The sequence below is a fragment of the Kitasatospora sp. NPDC087314 genome (genome assembly GCF_044744365.1).
Taxonomy (GTDB): Bacteria; Actinomycetota; Actinomycetes; order Streptomycetales; family Streptomycetaceae; genus Kitasatospora.
Map to the genome: position 1 here is coordinate 402,217 of NZ_JBIUYE010000004.1, position 16,791 is coordinate 419,007.

Annotated in this window: 15 protein-coding genes; 8 read left to right on the forward strand and 7 right to left on the reverse strand. The window is 74.2% G+C overall.

Annotated elements, in window-relative coordinates; all coding sequences use genetic code 11:
- Window positions 1-4 precede the first annotated feature (4 nt).
- The 5 genes from ACIO5E_RS11025 to ACIO5E_RS11045 form a co-directional block, all read right to left on the reverse strand.
- Window positions 5-640 carry a lactate utilization protein C gene (locus tag ACIO5E_RS11025; RefSeq protein ID WP_400665949.1) on the reverse strand — a complete coding sequence of 212 codons (636 nt, stop codon included), beginning with the start codon at window positions 638-640 and terminating at the stop codon, window positions 5-7.
- Window positions 637-2,067 (reverse strand): lactate utilization protein B, encoded by a 1,431-nt coding sequence (locus ACIO5E_RS11030; RefSeq protein ID WP_400665951.1) that lies wholly within the window; start codon window positions 2,065-2,067, stop codon window positions 637-639. Before ACIO5E_RS11030 ends, ACIO5E_RS11025 begins: the two co-directional genes overlap by 4 nt.
- Window positions 2,064-2,825, reverse strand: a complete 762-nt coding sequence (locus ACIO5E_RS11035) for a (Fe-S)-binding protein (protein WP_400665953.1) — start codon at window positions 2,823-2,825, stop codon at window positions 2,064-2,066. Before ACIO5E_RS11035 ends, ACIO5E_RS11030 begins: the two co-directional genes overlap by 4 nt.
- Window positions 2,826-2,922: 97 nt before the next feature.
- Entirely contained in the window at window positions 2,923-4,101 is a 1,179-nt protein-coding gene (locus ACIO5E_RS11040; protein ID WP_400665955.1) for a globin domain-containing protein, read from the reverse strand.
- A gap of 91 nt (window positions 4,102-4,192) precedes the next feature.
- Window positions 4,193-4,648, reverse strand: coding sequence for an RrF2 family transcriptional regulator (locus tag ACIO5E_RS11045; protein WP_400665957.1), 456 nt, complete (start codon window positions 4,646-4,648; stop codon window positions 4,193-4,195).
- Window positions 4,649-4,947: 299 nt separating this feature from the next.
- On the opposite strand from ACIO5E_RS11045, the gene ACIO5E_RS11050 reads away from it, so the two are divergent.
- The 3 genes from ACIO5E_RS11050 to ACIO5E_RS11060 all read left to right on the forward strand — a co-directional run bounded on the left by ACIO5E_RS11050 (window position 4,948) and on the right by ACIO5E_RS11060 (window position 8,510).
- A complete protein-coding gene (locus ACIO5E_RS11050) occupies window positions 4,948-6,597 on the forward strand; it encodes a beta-propeller fold lactonase family protein (protein ID WP_400665959.1) in 1,650 nt (549 codons plus the stop codon).
- 120 nt (window positions 6,598-6,717) lie between these two features.
- A complete protein-coding gene (locus ACIO5E_RS11055; protein WP_400665960.1) occupies window positions 6,718-7,383 on the forward strand; it encodes a transcriptional regulator in 666 nt (221 codons plus the stop codon).
- Window positions 7,380-8,510, forward strand: coding sequence for an aminotransferase class I/II-fold pyridoxal phosphate-dependent enzyme (locus ACIO5E_RS11060; protein ID WP_400665961.1), 1,131 nt, complete (start codon window positions 7,380-7,382; stop codon window positions 8,508-8,510). Before ACIO5E_RS11055 ends, ACIO5E_RS11060 begins: the two co-directional genes overlap by 4 nt.
- 74 nt (window positions 8,511-8,584) lie before the next feature.
- Here the strand turns inward: ACIO5E_RS11060 and ACIO5E_RS11065 are convergent, their stop codons facing one another.
- Window positions 8,585-9,367, reverse strand: coding sequence for a glucosamine-6-phosphate deaminase (locus ACIO5E_RS11065; protein ID WP_400665963.1), 783 nt, complete (start codon window positions 9,365-9,367; stop codon window positions 8,585-8,587).
- Between the two features lie 344 nt (window positions 9,368-9,711).
- Window positions 9,712-10,119: a hypothetical protein gene (locus ACIO5E_RS11070; protein ID WP_400665965.1), complete on the reverse strand. Its 408-nt coding sequence runs from the start codon at window positions 10,117-10,119 to the stop codon at window positions 9,712-9,714.
- 324 nt (window positions 10,120-10,443) lie between these two features.
- Here ACIO5E_RS11070 and ACIO5E_RS11075 point away from each other — a divergent pair, with 324 nt between their 5' ends.
- The 5 genes from ACIO5E_RS11075 (at window position 10,444) to ACIO5E_RS11095 (ending at window position 16,790) form a co-directional block, all read left to right on the forward strand.
- The gene (locus ACIO5E_RS11075) at window positions 10,444-11,205 is read left to right on the forward strand and encodes a serine/threonine protein kinase (protein WP_400665967.1); all 762 of its coding nucleotides are present in this window, start codon (window positions 10,444-10,446) and stop codon (window positions 11,203-11,205) included.
- The gene (locus ACIO5E_RS11080) at window positions 11,202-12,773 is read left to right on the forward strand and encodes a serine/threonine-protein kinase (protein WP_400665969.1); all 1,572 of its coding nucleotides are present in this window, start codon (window positions 11,202-11,204) and stop codon (window positions 12,771-12,773) included. The genes ACIO5E_RS11075 and ACIO5E_RS11080 overlap by 4 nt, the downstream gene beginning before the upstream one ends.
- A 91-nt stretch (window positions 12,774-12,864) precedes the next feature.
- The gene (locus ACIO5E_RS11085) at window positions 12,865-13,965 is read left to right on the forward strand and encodes a calcium:proton antiporter (RefSeq protein ID WP_400665971.1); all 1,101 of its coding nucleotides are present in this window, start codon (window positions 12,865-12,867) and stop codon (window positions 13,963-13,965) included.
- A gap of 328 nt (window positions 13,966-14,293) precedes the next feature.
- Entirely contained in the window at window positions 14,294-15,238 is a 945-nt protein-coding gene (locus tag ACIO5E_RS11090; protein ID WP_400665973.1) for an ABC transporter substrate-binding protein, read from the forward strand.
- A 229-nt stretch (window positions 15,239-15,467) separates the two neighbouring features.
- A complete protein-coding gene (locus ACIO5E_RS11095; protein WP_400665975.1) occupies window positions 15,468-16,790 on the forward strand; it encodes a geranylgeranyl reductase family protein in 1,323 nt (440 codons plus the stop codon).
- Window position 16,791 lies beyond the last annotated feature (1 nt).

Genomic DNA, 16,791 nt, shown 5'->3' on the forward strand with positions numbered 1-16,791 from the left:
CCGGTCAGCCCTCGACCAGCAGGACCTCCAGGGTGCGCGGGCCGTGCACGCCCTCGACCCGGTCGAGTTCGATGTCGCTGGTCGCGGAGGGCCCGGAGATCCAGGTCTGCGGGCGGGCCGGGTCGAGCCGGGGCAGGGCGAGCGGCACGGAGGCGACGACCTGCCCGGGGGCCCGGACGACGCACAGGTGGTGGTCCGGGACGAGGCTGAGCAGCCGCCGCCCCTGGCCAGGTCCGCCGTCCAGCACGATCGTCCCGGTCTCGGCGATCGCGAGCGCGCAGCCGGTGACGACGCTGTCCACGGTGTCGAGCCGGGCGGCGGTGAGCGTGCCGTCGTCCGGGACGGCCGTGACGGTGGCGGCGCCGAGCCAGGCGGGCGGCAGGCCGGGCGGCACGGCGACCGTACGGCTGCCGCGTTCGGTCAGCAACCCGGCCAGGGCGCCGGGGAGTTCGGCCTCGGTGCAGCGGTGGACGCGGGCCCGGTAGTCGGCCAGGTTGTGGTGCAGCAGATCGAGCAGCGCCGCCGGATCGTCGGGGCTGTGGGTACGCAGGTAGTCCCGGGGAATCGGCTGTTCCGGTGCCGGGGCGGGGTCGGCGAGGGCGGCGCGGATCCGGGCGAGGATCGACTCCCGTGCGGTCATGAGCGGTTCCTCCGCCACCAGTCGCGGAACGGTTCGGCGGGCACCTGCGGGAGGTCCCGGGTGCCGGTCCAGGCCCGGCCGGGGCCGGGCAGCCGGCGCGGGTGCAGGGCGCGGGTACGCCCGGCCAGCCGTTCGGCGGCCGCGAGCGCCGCCGGGTGGTCGAACAGGTACCCGGCGGCGGCGATCGCGGCCCGCTCCAGCGGGTGCCCGCCCTGCTCGGCGACCCGCTCGCGCAGGTGCACCAGCACCTCGGGGATGTCGATCGCCACCGGGCACACCTCGTAGCAGGCCCCGCAGAGCGAGGAGGCGTACGGCAGCGAGGCGTCCACCGGGCTTGTGGTGCCGCGCAGTTGGGGCGTCAGGATGGCGCCGATCGGGCCCGGGTAGACCGAGCCGTACGCGTGGCCGCCGGCTCGCTCGTACACCGGGCACACGTTGAGGCAGGCCGAGCAGCGGATGCAGCGCAGCGCCTGGCGGCCGACCTGGTCGGCGAGCGCGGCGGTGCGCCCGTTGTCGAGCAGCACGAGGTGGAACGCGGACGGGCCGTCACCGTCGGCCCCCTTCGACGGCCCCGGCCCCGTCCACAGCGAGGTGTACGGGTTCATCCGCTCGGCGGTGGAGGAGCGGGGGAGCAGTTGCAGGAAGACCTCCAGGTCCCGCCAGGTGGGCACGACCTTCTCGATCCCGACCACGGAGATCAGGGTGCGCGGCAGGGTGAGGCACATCCGGCCGTTGCCCTCGGACTCGACGACCACCAGGGTGCCGGTCTCGGCGACCATGAAGTTGGCGCCGGAGACGGCGACCCGGGCGCGCAGGAACTTCTCCCGCAGGTGCAGCCGGGCGGCCTCGGCGAGCTCGGCGGGGGAGTCGGTGAGGTCCCCGGGCGCGGGGCGGCCCCAGGCGGCCATCCGCTCGGCGAAGATCTCCCGGATCTCGGCGCGGTTGCGGTGGATCGCGGGCACCAGGATGTGCGAGGGCCGGTCGTCGCCCAACTGGACGATCAGCTCGGCGAGATCGGTCTCGTAGGCGGTGATCCCCTCGGCGGCGAGTGCCTCGTTGAGCCCGATCTCCTGGGTGGCCATCGACTTGACCTTGACGACCTCCGTCTCGCCGGTGGCGTGGACCAGGTCGGCGACGATCCGGTTGGCCTCCTCGGCGTCGGCCGCCCAGTGCACGGCGCCGCCGGCGGAGGCGACCGCCTCCTCCAACTGGACGAGGTAGCGGTCGAGATGGCGCAGGGTGTGGTCCTTGATCGCCTTGCCGGCGGCGCGCAGCTCGGCCCAGTCGTCGAGTTCGGCGACGGCGCGGGCCCGTTTGTCCCGGATGGTGTGGGTGGCGTGCCGCAGGTTGGCGCGCAGCCGCCCGTCCCGGACGGCGGCCGCGGCGGCCTGCGGGAAGGCGGGCAGGCCGAGGAAGGTGCCGGTCACGAGGGCCTCCACGGGTGCTGCTCGGTGCTGGCGAGGATCTCCGCGAGGTGCAGCGGGCGCAGCGCCTCGCCCCGGCGGTGCAGGGTGGTGCCGAGGTGCAGCAGACAGGAGTTGTCGGCGCCGCACAGGACTTCGGCGCCGGTGCCGAGCGCGTGGGCGAGCTTGTCCTCGGCCATGGCCGCCGAGACCGCCGCGTTCTTGACCGCGAAGGTGCCGCCGAAGCCGCAGCACTCCTCGGCGCCGGGCAGCTCGACCAGCTCCAGCCCCCGGACGGCGCGCAGCAGCCGCAGCGGCCGCTCGCCGAGGCCGAGCACGCGCAGGCCGTGGCAGGACGGGTGGTAGGTGACGGTGCGCGGGAAGTACGCGCCGACGTCCTCGACGCCGAGCACGTCGGTGAGGAATTCGGTCAGTTCGTGGACCCGGGGCGCCAAGGCGTCGGCGGCCTCGGCGAGTTCGGCGCCCCGGCCGTCGGCGGCGGCCCGGGCGCCGATCCGGGGGTAGTTGTCCCGGACCATCGCGACGCAGGAGCCGGAGGGCGTCACCACGTGCTCGTACCCGGCGAAGGCCCGCGCGGTGCGCCGGACCAGCGGTTCGCAGGCCTGCCGGTAGCCGGTGTTGTACTGCGGCTGCCCGCAGCAGGTCTGCCCGGCGGGGAAGTCCACGTCCACGCCGAGGCGTTCCAGCAGCCGGACGGTCGCGACCGCCGTGGCGGGGAACAGCGCGTCGTTGACGCAGGTGGCGAACAGCGCGACCCGCATCGGCCCTCCCTTCGTCCGACGCCGCCGTCGGCCCGCTGGCGATCGTACCGAGCGGGCCGCGGCGGGCGCGGGATCTCGGGTGAGCCCGCGTGGGAGCTCAGGCGAGCCAGAGGTCCGGGCCGAACACCTCGTAGTGGATGTCCGCCGCCGGGACGCCCGCCGTGAGGAGCTGCTCGCGGACGGCACGCAGGAAGGGCAGCGGCCCGCACAGGTAGGCGGTGGTGCCGGCCGGGACGTCGACGGTGGACAGGTCCACCAGCCCGGTGCGCTCGGCGGGCCAGTCGCCGAGCGGCCGCTCGTAGAAGACATGGGCGGTGGCGTTCGGCAGTTTGGCGGTGAGCTGGGCGAGGTCGGCGCGGAAGGCGTGGGTGAGCTGGTCGCGGTCGCCGTGCACCGAGACGACGGTCCGGAGGGAGCCGGAGGCGGCGAGGTGGTCGAGCATCGCGGTCATCGGGGTGTTGCCGATGCCGGCCGAGGCGAGCAGCACCGGCCCGTCGCCGTCGGCGAGGGCGATGTCGCCGAGCGGGGGCGCGAGTTCGACGGTGTCGCCGGTGTGCAGGTGGTCGTGCAGGTGGGCGGAGACCTCGCCGCCGGGCTCGCGCTTGACGGTGAAGCGCAGCGCGCCGTCGGCACTGCCGGAGAGGCTGTACTGGCGGATCTGCCGGGCGCCGTCGGCCAGGCGGGTGCGCACCGAGACGTACTGGCCGGGGCGGGAGGCCGGGGCGGGGCCGCCGTCGGCCGGGCGGACCAGGAAGGTGGTGACGCCGTCCGTCTCCTGGTAGCGGGCGACGACGGTGTAGGGGCGCCAGAGGTCGGCCGGGTCGCCGCCGGCGGCGGCCTCGGCGCGCAGCCGGTCCTCGATGGCGACGAGCGCGTTGGCCAGCAGCCAGTACACCTCGTCCCAGGCGGCCGCGACCTCGGGGGTGACGGCCTCGCCGAGCACCTCGACGATGGCGGCGAAGAGGTGCTCGTGGACGATCCGGTACTGGTCGTTGGTGATGCCGACGGAGACGTGCTTGTGCGCGATCCGGGCGAGCATCGCGTCGGGCCGCTGGTCGGGGTGGGCGATCAGCGCACTCGCGAAGGCGGCTATCGACCCGGCGAGCGCCTGCCGCTGGGCGCCGTTGGCCTGGTTGCCCCGGTTGAACAGGTCGCGCAGCAGCTCCGGGTGCGCGGCGAACAGGCGGTCGTAGAAGTGCGCGGTGATGTCCCCGATGGCGGCGCCCACGACGGGCAGGGTGGCCTCGACGACCTCGGCGGACTTGGCGGACAGCATCAGTCAGGCTCCTAACTGGTATATAAGATTCGTATTAAAGGCCGTGCGGAGGCGCGGCCCGGCCGGGGTCGGCCGATGGGGTGGGCGGGGTTCAGCCGGTGGAGCGGTTCGCGGGGCGGATGGTGAGGCCGAGCAGCACCGGCCCGGTGGGGGAGGCCACCAGGTCGTCGATGCTGAGCGGGTCGAGCGCGGCGAAGAAGGCCTCCTGGGCGGTCCGCAGCGCACCGCGCAGGCGGCACGCGGCCCGCAGCGGGCACGGCGGGTCGTCCTCGCAGCCGACCACGTCGCCGACCCCCTCCAGCTCGCGCAGGAGCAGTCCGAGCGAGCCGGTCCGACCGGCGAAGGTGAGCAGCAGTCCGCCGCCGCGCCCGCGCCGGGCCTCCACCACCCCGAGGTGCTGCAGCCGGCTGACCACCTTCGCCGCGTGGGTGTAGGGCACACCGACCGCCTCGGCCACCTCGCGGGTGGTCGGGTTGGCGTCCTCGCCCAGTACGGCCAGCCGCATGGCGATCCGCAGGGCGATGTCGGTGCTCTTGGTCAGCCTCACGTTCGAAACGCTATCGAATACGACTCCACAACTCCAATTATCTGCACGCACCCCGGAGGCCCCCGGGTGCCCCCTCGGCAGGCTCCCGGGCGCTCACGGCCGGCGGCGGGCGCCGGGACGGACGGGGCGACCGGGGGTCGCCACGGCCGAATCCCGGTCGAATCTGAACAGTTGACGACATTACCGATCAGCTCCTGACGGAAGGTCATACCGGCTTCTACGCTTCGTGCGGCTCCGGATCCGCAGGGGGTCGGAGCGACCGGCGTTGCATCCCTTGACCGACCATCCTGGAGAGACCCGTGAGAACACGTCGTGCACCTGGGCGCACCTGGACGGCCGTGACCGCGATAGCCGCGGCCACGGCCGCACTGCTGTCCCAGCCCGCCACCGCCGAGGCCGTCACCCCGCCGCCGACCGTCACGGCCCACGTGCCGGTGGCGCCCTACCCGGCGGGCCTGGCGCTCACGCCGGACGGCACCCGGGCCTACGTGACCAGCCAGAGCAGCGGCGCGGTGAGCGTGCTGGACACCACGAGCAACACGGTGGCCGCCACCTTCACCGCCGGCACCGGCTCCTACGCGGTCGCCCTCTCGCCCGACGGGCACCGTGCCTACCTGACCCACCACCTCGACGGCGCCGTCAGCGTCGTCGACACCGCGAGCAACACCGTGACCGCCACCGTCCCGGTCGGCGCCCAGCCGTGGGGCCTCGCGCTCTCCGCGGACGGTTCGCGCGCTTACGTCGGCAACGCCGGGGCCGACACCGTGAGCGTGCTGGACACCGCCACCAACACCGTGACCGCCACCGTCCCGGTCGGTGTCGAGCCGCACGGGCTGGCCCTCTCGGCGGACGGCAAGCGGCTCTACGTCGCGGCCACCGGTGCCAAGGCGGTGAGCGTCGTCGACACCGTGAGCAGCACGGTGAGCGCCACCGTTCCCGTCGGCCACAGCGTCTTCGGCCTCGCGCTCAGCCCGGACGGCACCCGGCTCTGGGCGGCCGACGCCGACGACGGCACCGCCAGCGTCGTCGACACCACCGGCAACACGCTGGTCGGCACCGTCGCCGTCGGCTCCGGACCGTACGCCGTCGCGCTCGCCCCGGACGGCAGCGCCGCGTACGTCTCCAACTACGCCGACAACACGGTCAGCGTGGTGGACACCGCCAGTAGGACGGTCACCGCGACCGTCCCGGTCGGCGCCAGCCCGTACACCCTGGCGGTCACCGGCGACGGCCGGCGCGGCTACCTCGCCGACTTCACCGGCAACGCCGTCGACGTACTGAAGTTCCCGCTGCCCGTCCCGGCCGTCGCCGCGATCAGCCCGTCCGGCGGCTCCGGGACCGGCGGCACCACGGTGACCGTCACCGGCACCGACCTGAACGGCGCCACCGCCGTGACCTTCGGCGCGGCCGGGGTCGCCACGGCGTTCAGCTGCACGAAGACCAGCTGCACCGCCACGGCCCCCGCCACCACGGTGACCGGGCCGGTGGACGTCCAGGTCACCACGCCCGGCGGCACCAGTGCCGCCGTCGCCGCCGACCGCTTCACCTACACGGCCCCCAGCGCCCACCTCGGCGTCGCCCTCACCGCCATGCCGGTGAGCAACCTGCTGAGCGGCCGGGTCGACTACACCGTCACGCTGACCGGCCAGGGCCTCGAGACGGTGACCGCGGCCACCGTCTCCGCCGACCTCCCGGCCGGGCTGGCGGCGACCTCCGGTGACTGCGCGATCGCGGGCGGCAAGCTCACCTGCACGCTCGCCGCGCCGCTGGCCAAGGGCGCGAGCACCACCCGGCACTTCTCGATCTCGGTCGGCCTGCTCAGCCTGATCCGCAGCTTCGACGTCACCGTGGCCCGCACCGCCGGTGCGCCCGCCGACCCGTCCCCGGCCACCAGCCGGGACACCCGCAGCTGCACCGCCGTCCTCGGCATGCTGATCACCTGCCACTGATCGCCCCCGCGCACCGAAGGCCCCGCCCGGCCCATGGAACCCAGGAACTCAAGGAGCCGGCGGGGCCTTCGCCGGTCCAGCGTCTGGACGAATAGTCCGGACTGGACGTACAGTCCAGTCATGACCACCGAAACCCCCGACCCGCGGGTCCGGACCTGGGGACCGGCCTGCCGCGCCGTGGCCCTGCTGCTCGGGCCGTACGCCGAGGTGGTGCTGCACGACGCCGCCGCCGACCGGGTGCTGGCCGTCTGGAACCCGATGACCCCCCGGGCCCCCGGCGACCCGTCGATGCTCGGCGAACTCGACGCCCTCGACCCCTCCGCCCCCGGCGTCTACGGCCCCTACGAGAAGCTGCTGCCCGACGGGCGCCGGCTCTCCTCCGTCAGCGCCGTGCTGCGCGACGACGCCGGACGGCCCTCGGCGGTGCTGTGCGTCAACCTCGACCGCGGCCCGCTGGAGCAGGCCGCCGCCCTGCTGGCGGGCTTCGCCGCGCCCACCGCGCCCCGCCCCGAACCGCTCTTCGAGCGCGACTGGACCGAGCGGATGAACGACGTGATCGGCGGCTACGTCCGCGCGCACGGCCGCCCGCTCGAACGCTTCGGCCGCGAGGACCGGCTCGCCGTGCTGCGCGAACTCGACCAGGCCGGGGTGTTCGCCGTCCGCCGCGCCGCTCCCGCCGTCGCCACCGCGCTGCGGATCTCCCGCTCGACCGTCTACACCCTGCTCGCCGAGCTCAAGCAGGCCCCCGCCCGCCGGAACGCGCACCAGAACGAGGACGAGAAATGACCATGCTCCCCGACTTCCGGCTCGAAACCTACTTCTCGCGCTGGGAGTTCACCGCCCGACACCACCTCACCGCCTCCGACGCCCAGACCATGACGATGGCCGAACTCCTCGCCCTGGCCGGCCCCGAGGACCGGCAGGCCTGGGACGGGCTCGCGCTCGGCTACACCGAGAGCTACGGGGACCCGGCGCTGCGCCGCGCCATCGCGGGGATGTACCAGGAGGTCGACGCCGACGACGTGATCTGCTTCGGCGGCGCCCAGGAGGGGCTCAACCTCGCCATGCAGGTGCTCCTCGACCGGGGTGACCACGCCGTGGTGGTGACCCCCAACTACCAGTCCGCCGAGACCATCCCGCTCTCGCTCTGCGAGGTCACCGGCGTCGCCCTGGACGAGCGGGACGACTGGGCGCTCGACCTCGACGCGGTGACGGCCGCGCTGCGCCCGAACACCCGGGTGCTGTCGGTGAACTTCCCCAACAACCCGACCGGTAAGGTGATCGACGCCGCCGACTTCAGGCGCCTGGTGGAGCTGTGCGAGGAACGCGGCATCCGGCTCTTCTCGGACGAGGTCTACCGCGGCCTGGAGCGCGATCCGGCCCGCGCCCTGCCGCAGGCCGCCGACCTCTCCGAGCGTGCCCTCTCGCTCAACGTCACCTCGAAGTCGCTCGGCCTGCCCGGCCTGCGGATCGGCTGGATCGCCTGCCGCGACCGGGAGTTGCGCTCCCGGCTGGAGCGGGCCAAGCACTACACCACGATCTGCAACTCGGCGCCGAGCGAGGTGCTGGCCCGGATCGCGATCAACGCCCGCGAGCGGATCCTGGCGCGCAACCGCGCGATCATCGCGGAGAACCTGCCGCAGTTCGACGCGTTCTTCGCCGAGTTCGCCGACCTCTTCGAGTGGCGCGCCCCGGACGGCGGCTGCGTCGCCTACCCGCGCTACCTCGGGGCGGACGGGGTGGAGGACTTCTGCACCGCGCTGGTCGAGCAGGCGGGCGTCCTGCTGCTGCCCGCGAGCATGTACCGCTCCGAGCTGACGCCCACCCCCGCCGACCGCTTCCGGATCGGCGTCGGCCGTCGTGACCCCGGCCCCGCCCTGGCGGACTTCGCCGACTGGCTCCGCAGGCGCTGACCGTCGGGGTGGGGCCGGGACGTCATCCGGGCCGGTACCGGAGGCGACCGCTTCCGGTACCGGCCCGGGGGACCTCAGAGACCCTGCCAGGCCGGCTTGGCGGCGTAGGTGTCGCGGAAGTAGTCGGCGAGCTCGAGGCCGGCGGCGGCGGCCTCGTCGACCACCACGGTGGCGTGCGGGTGGAGCTGCAGCGCCGAGGCGGGGACGGCGGCGGACAGCGGCCCCTCGACGGCGAGGGCGACGGCCTCGGCCTTGGCCTCGCCGGTGGCGAGCAGCACCAGGTGCCGCGCCTCCAGGATGGTCCCGATGCCCTGGGTGATGACGTGGTGCGGGACCTCGTCGAGGCTGTCGAAGAACCGGGCGTTGTCCTCGCGGGTCTGCCGGGTGAGCGTCTTGATCCGGGTGCGGGAGGCCAGCGAGGAGCAGGGCTCGTTGAAGCCGATGTGGCCGTCGGTGCCGATGCCGAGCAGCTGGAGGTCGACGCCGCCGGCCGCGGCCAGCGCGCGGTCGTAGGCGGCGGCCGCCGCGGCGATGTCCGTCGCGTTTCCGTCGGGGCCCAGGAAGGAGTCCTCGGTCAGGCCGAGCGGCTCGACGACCTCGCGCAGCACCACCGAGCGGTAGGACTCGGGGTGGCCGGCGGGCAGGCCGACGTACTCGTCGAGCTGGCAGATGCGCGCCCGGGAGGCGTCGAGCCGGCCGTCGCGGACCCGCTCGGCGAGGGCCTGGTAGATCGGCAGCGGGGTCGAGCCGGTCGCCACGCCGAGCAGGGCCTCGGGCTTGCCGGACAGCAGATCGGTGATCGCCGCGGCGATGAGTTCGCCGGCCGCTGAGGCGTCAGGGACGATCACGATTTCCATACTGGTCCACCGTTCTAGCCGGATTTCTGGTCTAGACCTCCTTTGAGGTCTAGACCAGTTTGCCGTGAACGGGTGCCCCAGGTCCACCCGGGCCTGGTCAGCGCCGTCCGGCCGGCTTCCGGGCGGCCCGCCCGGCGCCGATCCGGCACCGATCGGCGGGGGCTCGGACGCCGACGGGCCGGCCGCCCCGTGCGGTGGCGGCCGGCCCTGGAGCGGGGGCGCGGGCGCCCCGGTTCACCCGGTCCGTGAGGTTCCGCGACGGCCCGGTGGTCGTTGTCGAGCCGGTGGCCGTTGGTGACCGGGTGGCCGTTGACGACCCGGTGCTCGTCGCGGAACCCAGTCGGTCAGAACGGGTTGGTACAGGTGGTGACCTGCTGGGTCGCCTCCAGCGCCGGGCCGGCGGTGGCGCAGATCATCCGCAGGTCGGTGGTGACGACGCGCGGGGTGACCGCCTTCGCGGAGCCGAGTCGCACGGTGGTGGCGGAGGCGACCGTCCCCCACGGGCTGCCCCAGGCCTTCTGTGTCCGGACCTCGACCCGGACCACCGTCAACTGGCCCGGGTCGGCCGAGACCTGGGCGACGCCGAAGACGCCCTCGCCGTCGTGCTGGTGGGAGATGCACGGCGTGTTGACCACCGCGGCGCAGGTCGCCGTGTCGTTCTCGGTCGTCGCCGCGGCCGCCGCGGCCGGTCCGGCCGTCAGGCCTGCGATCCCTGCCACCGCCATCATCACAGCTGCGATCCGAGCGCGCATGATATGAACCTCCTTGGAAATTAAGGGGATCTCACTCCTTGAGATGAGTCTTGCATAGAACGTGGACATGTCGAGTGTGTGTTGCGTCACACTCATGGTGATCGTTCAGTTACGTAGTGCAACCGTCCGCTCCGGTTGCTCGGCGCCCGTCGGCGCCCGTCTGGCGGACGTCGGGCGGGCGCCTGACGGATGATCGGTCCGGCGGTCGGCAACTCCGCGAGGCCCGTGCCGGATCGGCCGCGTTCCTTCACTCGTCCGGGTGGCGACCTGCCGTCGGGGCGAATCGGGCGGATAGCATCGACCCCGAACCACGGAGGTGTCTGCGTGGACACGGTCATCGTGCAACTGCCCGACCGGAGGCCTGTGGTGGCGTCCGGCGAACCGCCCGGCCTGCTGCGGATGGGTCCCGGCGAGGCCGCGGTGTTCGGACGCGGCGAGCCGGGCCGGCCGGTCCCCATCCCGCTGCCCGACCAGGGCGTGTCCCGCCGCGCGGGGGAGGTCACCGCCGCCGAGGACTACTGGCGGCTCTCCAACTTCAGCACCTCCGCCACCTACGTGGTGGAGAACCTGGAGGGTGCGGGCGAGCACGTCAAGGTGGCACCCGGCCGGCTTGGCGCGCCCGTCCCGTTCGAGTTCTCCCGGGTGCTGCTGCCGGCCCTCGGCGAACCCGCCTCGTTCAAGGTCTTCGCCCCGCAACACGCCTACCTGGAGGGCCGGTCCGGCGGCGCCGAGGGCGAACGCACCGTCAGCCCGTTCGCCCTCGACCCGACCGCCAAGTACTTCCTGGTGCTGCTCGCGCTCTGCGAGCCCCGGCTGCGCTCGCCCTCCGCCGCCGCCGTCCCCGGCGTCACCGACGTGCTGGCCCGGCTGCGCGCCCTGCCCTCCTGCCGCGGCTTGACCCGCTCGGCGGTCAACTACCACATCGACTACCTGGTGTGGACGAAACTGCGGCTGCGCGAGCCGTACGAGGACGGCCCGGGCGGCGGCAAGCGCGAGGAACTCGTCGCCCTGGCACTGAGGTTCGACCTCGTCCGGGAGGAGCACCTGGTCCTGCTCCCGCCCCGGCGCCCGGTCGCCCGGACGTGAGGCCCGCCGACCCGGAGCACGACCGGCCACCGGATCCGGACCGGCCCCCGCCGGGGCCCGCTCAGCCCTTTGACCAGCCGCCGGAGAAGCCGTTCGAGGTCCCGCCCGGCTACTCGCTGGCGGGCTACCGCACCGGCGCCTTCCTCGGCGCGGGCGCCTGGGGCAGCGTGTACGCGGCCGAAGGCCCCGACGGCACCCCGGCCGCCGTCAAGCTGCTCGGCCCCGCCCGGCTCAGCCCCGGCCAGCGCCGGACCATGACCCAGATCGCCCGCAGCGAGATGCGCTTCAGCCGCCGCGCCGACCACCCCCACCTGATCCGCACCCTCGCGGTGACGGTCGTCGACGATCCGGCCGCCCCCGGCCTGGACGGCGCCGTCGCCCTGGTGATGGAACGCGCCGCCCGCAGCCTCCAGGACGTGCTCGCCGCCGCCCGCCCCGGCGCCCCGGTGCCCGGCGCCGAACGCGTGCTCGCCGAGGTCTGCGCCGGGCTCACCCACATGCACCGGGTCGGCTGGGTGCACGGGGATCTCAAACCGGCCAACATCCTGCTGATGCCCGACGGCACCGCCAAGATCGCGGACTTCGGCCTCACCGCCGAGCTGGAGGGCACCCACGCCTACGCGCCGCCGCTCGGCTCGCCCGACCACGTCCCGCCCGAGTGGTGGTCCCAGCGCACCGGGGCGCGCGGCGTCGCCCTGCGGCCCAGCGCCGACATCTGGGCCTTCGGAGTGATCGCCCACCAACTGCTCACCGGCGGTCTGCACCCGTTCCTCGGTGCCACCGCCCGGGCCCGCTCGCTGGCCGCCCAGGCCTACGCGCGCGGCGCGGCGCCGCTGCGGCTGGACGAGACGCTGCCCGGGCCCTGGCGGGTCGTGGTCGCCGCCTGCCTGACCCCCGGCCGGGAGGAGCGGGCCCGCACCGACCTCGCCGCACTGGTCGCCCGGGCCGCCGCCGGTGCGCCCGGCCGCCGGCGCGCGGCGCTGCGGGCCGGCGCCTGTCTGCTGGCCTGCACCGCCACCGTCCTCGCCCTGAGCGGTGCCCCCGAGCCGGACGGCGCGGGCCCGGGTGCGGTCGGGCCGACCGCCCACCCGGCCGCGCCCCCGCCGCCCGGTGCGATCCCGGCCGGCTCGGACGTCCCGGTGGCCTACCGGGGCATGATCGAGACCGCCGCCCGGCGCTGCCCCGAGCCGGAGATCACCCCGGTGCTGCTGGCCGCCATGCTGAAGGCGGAGAGCGGCTTCGACCCGAACGCGGCCAATCCCGACACCGGCGAGTACGGCATCGCCATGTGGACGCCCGCCGTCTTCGAGGCCTGGGCGAAGGCCGCCGCTCACGACGGTCCCACGTCCTACCTGGACCCGGGCGACGCGATCGCCGCGATGGGCAACTACGTCTGCTGGCTTGACCAGCAGCTCAAGCACCGCGGTTTCGGCCACGATCTGCCGGCCCTGGTCACCGCCGCCTACCGGACCAGTGACAAGACGGTGGCGGACACCGGCGGCGTCCCGGAGCGGGTCCGCCCGCATGTCGACAAGGTGCTTCGGTACCTTGCCGACTACGGTGGGTGAACGTCCATATCGGGATGAGTTGTGCCACATCAGTCCATACCCCGGCGCGGGCAGCCGGGTGGACGGGCCCCGGTCTGGGATGCTCGGCCGCATGATCACGAAGCTCCGCGCGGCCACCGCGCAATGGACCGTCGTCGTTCCGGTGGTGTCGTTCGTCGTCCTCGCCCTGACCTGGCACCGGGACCTGCCGGGGTGGGTGGTGGGCATCGTCGCCTGCTTCCTGGCCGGAGCCGTGCTCGCCGCCGTGCACCACGCCGAGGTGATCGCGCACCGCGTCGGGGAGCCCTTCGGATCGCTCGTGCTCGCGGTGGCGGTCACGGTGATCGAGGTCGCCCTGATCGTGACGCTGATGATCGACGGCGGCAGCAAGTCCGCGACCCTCGCCCGGGACACGGTGTTCGCCGCCGTGATGATCACCTGCAACGGCATCCTCGGCCTGTCCATCCTCGTCACCGCGATCAAGTACCGGACGGCCGACTTCAACGCCGAGGGCACCGGCGCCGCGCTCGCCTGCATCGGCACCCTCGCCACCCTCAGCCTGGTGCTGCCGACCTTCACCACCAGCTCCCCGGGCCCGCAGTTCTCCACCACCCAGCTCGTCTTCGCGGCCACCGCCTCGCTCGTGCTGTACGGGCTGTTCGTGGCCACCCTGACCTTCCGGCACCGGGACTACTTCCTGTCGGTCACCGTCGAGGGCCGAGGGCTCATCGAGGAGGAGCACGCCGAGCCACCGACCGCCAAGGCCGCCTGGCTCAGCCTGCTGCTGCTCGGCGTGGCCCTGGTCTCGGTGGTCGGCCTCGCCAAGGGCGTCTCGCCGACCATCGAGTCCGCGGTGGACGAGGCCGGACTGCCGGCCTCCGTCGTCGGCGTGGTGATCGCCATGCTCGTCCTGCTGCCGGAGACCATCGCGGCGCTGCGTGCGGCCCTGCGTAACCGGGTGCAGACCAGCCTCAACCTGGCCCTCGGCTCGGCGCTCGCCAGCATCGGCCTGACCATTCCGGCCGTCGCCATCGCCTCCACCTGGCTCTCCGGCCCGCTCTCCCTCGGCCTCGACCCGGCGCACATGGTGCTGCTGACCCTGACCATCGTGCTCGGCACCCTGACGGTCATCCCGCGCCGGGCCACCCCGCTGCAGGGCGCGGTGCACCTCGCGGTCCTGGCCGCGTACGTGGTGCTGGCGGTGAACCCCTGAGGTGAACCGGCGACGGCGTTCCGGCCGTAGCAGGCTGAGGGAGCCCCGGTCCTCGACGGTGCCGTCGAGGACCGGGGCTCGGTGCTTCCCGGAGCGGTTCCCGGTGGCCACGCGTCGACGCACGGCCCGCCGACCGGCCGCGCGGCGCGGGGTGCGAGGATGTCCCCCGACCGCCCCCGACGGCGGACCTCCGCCGACCGGCCGCCCCCGTACCCCTGGGCGGCCCGATCCGGGCACACGGCGACGAGGTCCGCGCTGCGTACCCCGGCAGCCACTCCGGCGCGGCGTCTCCCTGCCCGCACTCTCACTGCGAAGAAGACGCATCGCGATGCACCGCACCCTCAACCCTGCCCACCCGGCCCCCGCCCCCGCGTTCGGGCTGCGCGCCCCCGCGCTGCTCGGCGTCGGCGCACTGCTGCTGACCGGCTGCGGCGGGGCCGCGACCGACACCTCCGACAGCCAGGCCGACCTGCGCGCCCGCGTCCCCGGCGCGATCAGGGCGGCCGGCGCGCTGAAGATCGGCTCGTACCTCCACTACCCGCCGGTCGACTTCCGGGACAGCGACGCCAAGCCCGCCGGCCTCGACCCCGAGATCGCCGCCGCCGTCGGCGACTACCTCGGCCTGCGCGTCCAGTTCACCGACCTGCCCTTCGACCAGCTCATCCCGGCCGTCCGGGCCAAGCGGGTCGACCTGGCGATGTCCGCCGTCATCGACACCAAGCAGCGCCAGCTCGGTGCCGCCGACGACGGTCACCAGGTCGACCCCGGTGTCGACTTCGTCGACTACTTCACCACCGGCACGTCGATGGTCGTCAAGGCCGGCAACCAGGTGCCGCTCACCACCGTCGAGAGCCTCTGCGGCCGCACCGTCGCCGTCCAGCGCGGCACCCTGCAGGACGAGTTCGCCACCCGGCAGCAGGGCGCCTGCCCGCGCACCGGCAAGGAACTCCAGGTCCACCGCTTCGACACCGACGACCAGGCGCTCGCCGAGGTGGCCGACGGCACCGCGATCGCCGACCTGAACGACTACCCGGTCGCGCAGTGCGACACCACCACCCCGGAGCGGGCCGGCCGGTTCCAGCTCGCCAACACCCGCTTCCTGCAGTCCGGGCCGTACGGCATCACCGTCGCCAAGGACGCACCCGAACTGCGGGACGTGATCTCCAAGGCCCTCGACCAGGTGATCCGCGGCGGTACGTACGACAAGATCCTCGCCAAGTGGAACGTCGGCCCGGGCGCCGTCTCCAGCGCGGTGGTCAACGGCGGGCTCTGACCCGGCGGCGCCCGGCGCCCGCCCCGGTGGCCGGTATTGACCGGTCATCGGGACGGGCCCGCGTGTCGGGGCGGCGGGCGGGCGCCGTGGTTCTCTATCGTCCGTCTCGGACGGCCCAGTTCGGCGGGTCCGCAGGAACCCGTCCGTGTCAGTCCGTGTCAGTTCGAGTCCCTCCGGGCCCTCCCGGCTCCGGCGGGCTCGCAGCCGATCCGACCCGTGGGAGTGCGTGATGCCCGGCCCAGAGCAGCAGGTGCCCGCAGACGGCGACCGGGGCCCCCGGCCCGCCCGGCCCGAGGAGAGCGCCGACGTCATCGTGGTCGGCGCCGGTCCGGCCGGCTCCACCGCCGCCTACCACCTCGCCCGCACCGGCCTGGACGTCCTGCTGCTGGAGAAGTCCGCGTTCCCGCGCGAGAAGGTCTGCGGGGACGGCCTCACCCCGCGCGCCGTCAAGCAGTTGACCGACCTCGGCATCGACGTCTCCGAACAGGCCGGCTGGCTGCACAACCAGGGGCTGCGGCTGATCGCCGGCCGGCGCGCGCTGGAGTTCGACTGGCCCGAGCTGTCGGCCTTCCCCGGCTACGGACTCGTCCGGCGGCGCGCCGACTTCGACGAACTGCTCGCCCGCCGGGCCGCCTCGGCCGGTGCCCGACTGGTCGAACGGGCCAACGTGGCAGGCCCGTTGGTGGACGAGCGGACCGGCCGGATCACCGGCGTCACCGCGAAACTCGGCGACGAGCGCCGACCCGTCAGCTACCGGGCCCCGGTCGTCGTCGCCGCCGACGGCAACTCCACCCGCCTCTCCGTCGCGATGAAGCGCTACCGCCGCACCGACCGCGCCATGGGCGTCGCCTACCGCACCTACTTCACCACCCCCCGGCACGAGGACCGCTACCTGGAGGCCTGGCTCGACCTGCGCGACCCGACCGACCCCGCCCGGCGCCTGCTGCCCGGCTACGCCTGGGTGTTCGGCATGGGCGACGGCACCGCCAACGTCGGCCTCGGCGTCCTCGACACCGCCGACATCGACCTCGACTGGCGGGACCTGCTCCGCCGCTGGTGCGAGGGCCTGCCGCCGGGGTACGGCTACAGCCCCGACGCCGTCACCGAACCCGTCCGCGGCTCCGCCCTGCCCATGGGCCTCAACCGCCGACCCCACTACGCCGACGGCCTGTTGCTCATCGGCGACGCCGGCGGCACGGTCAGCCCGGGTACCGGCGAGGGCATCGCCTACGCCATGGAGTCCGGCCGCTACGCCGCCGAGACCATCGTCCAAGCCCTCGCCCGCCGGACCGACCGGGGTCGCGAACTCGCCCTGCGCGCCTACCCGCAGGCCCTGCGCTCCGCCTACGCCGGCTACTTCGCGCTCGGCCGCCTCGCCGCCGACCTGCTCGGCCGGCCCCGACTGCTCGGCGCCGCCGGCGCCGCGGGGCTCGGGCACCCGGCGCTGCTGAAGGTGGCGTTCCGGCTGATGGTCAACCTCACCGAACCCAACTCCAAGGACGCCCTGGACCGGCTGCTCCACCTGGTCGGGCGGGTCGCGCCGGGGCGGTGAC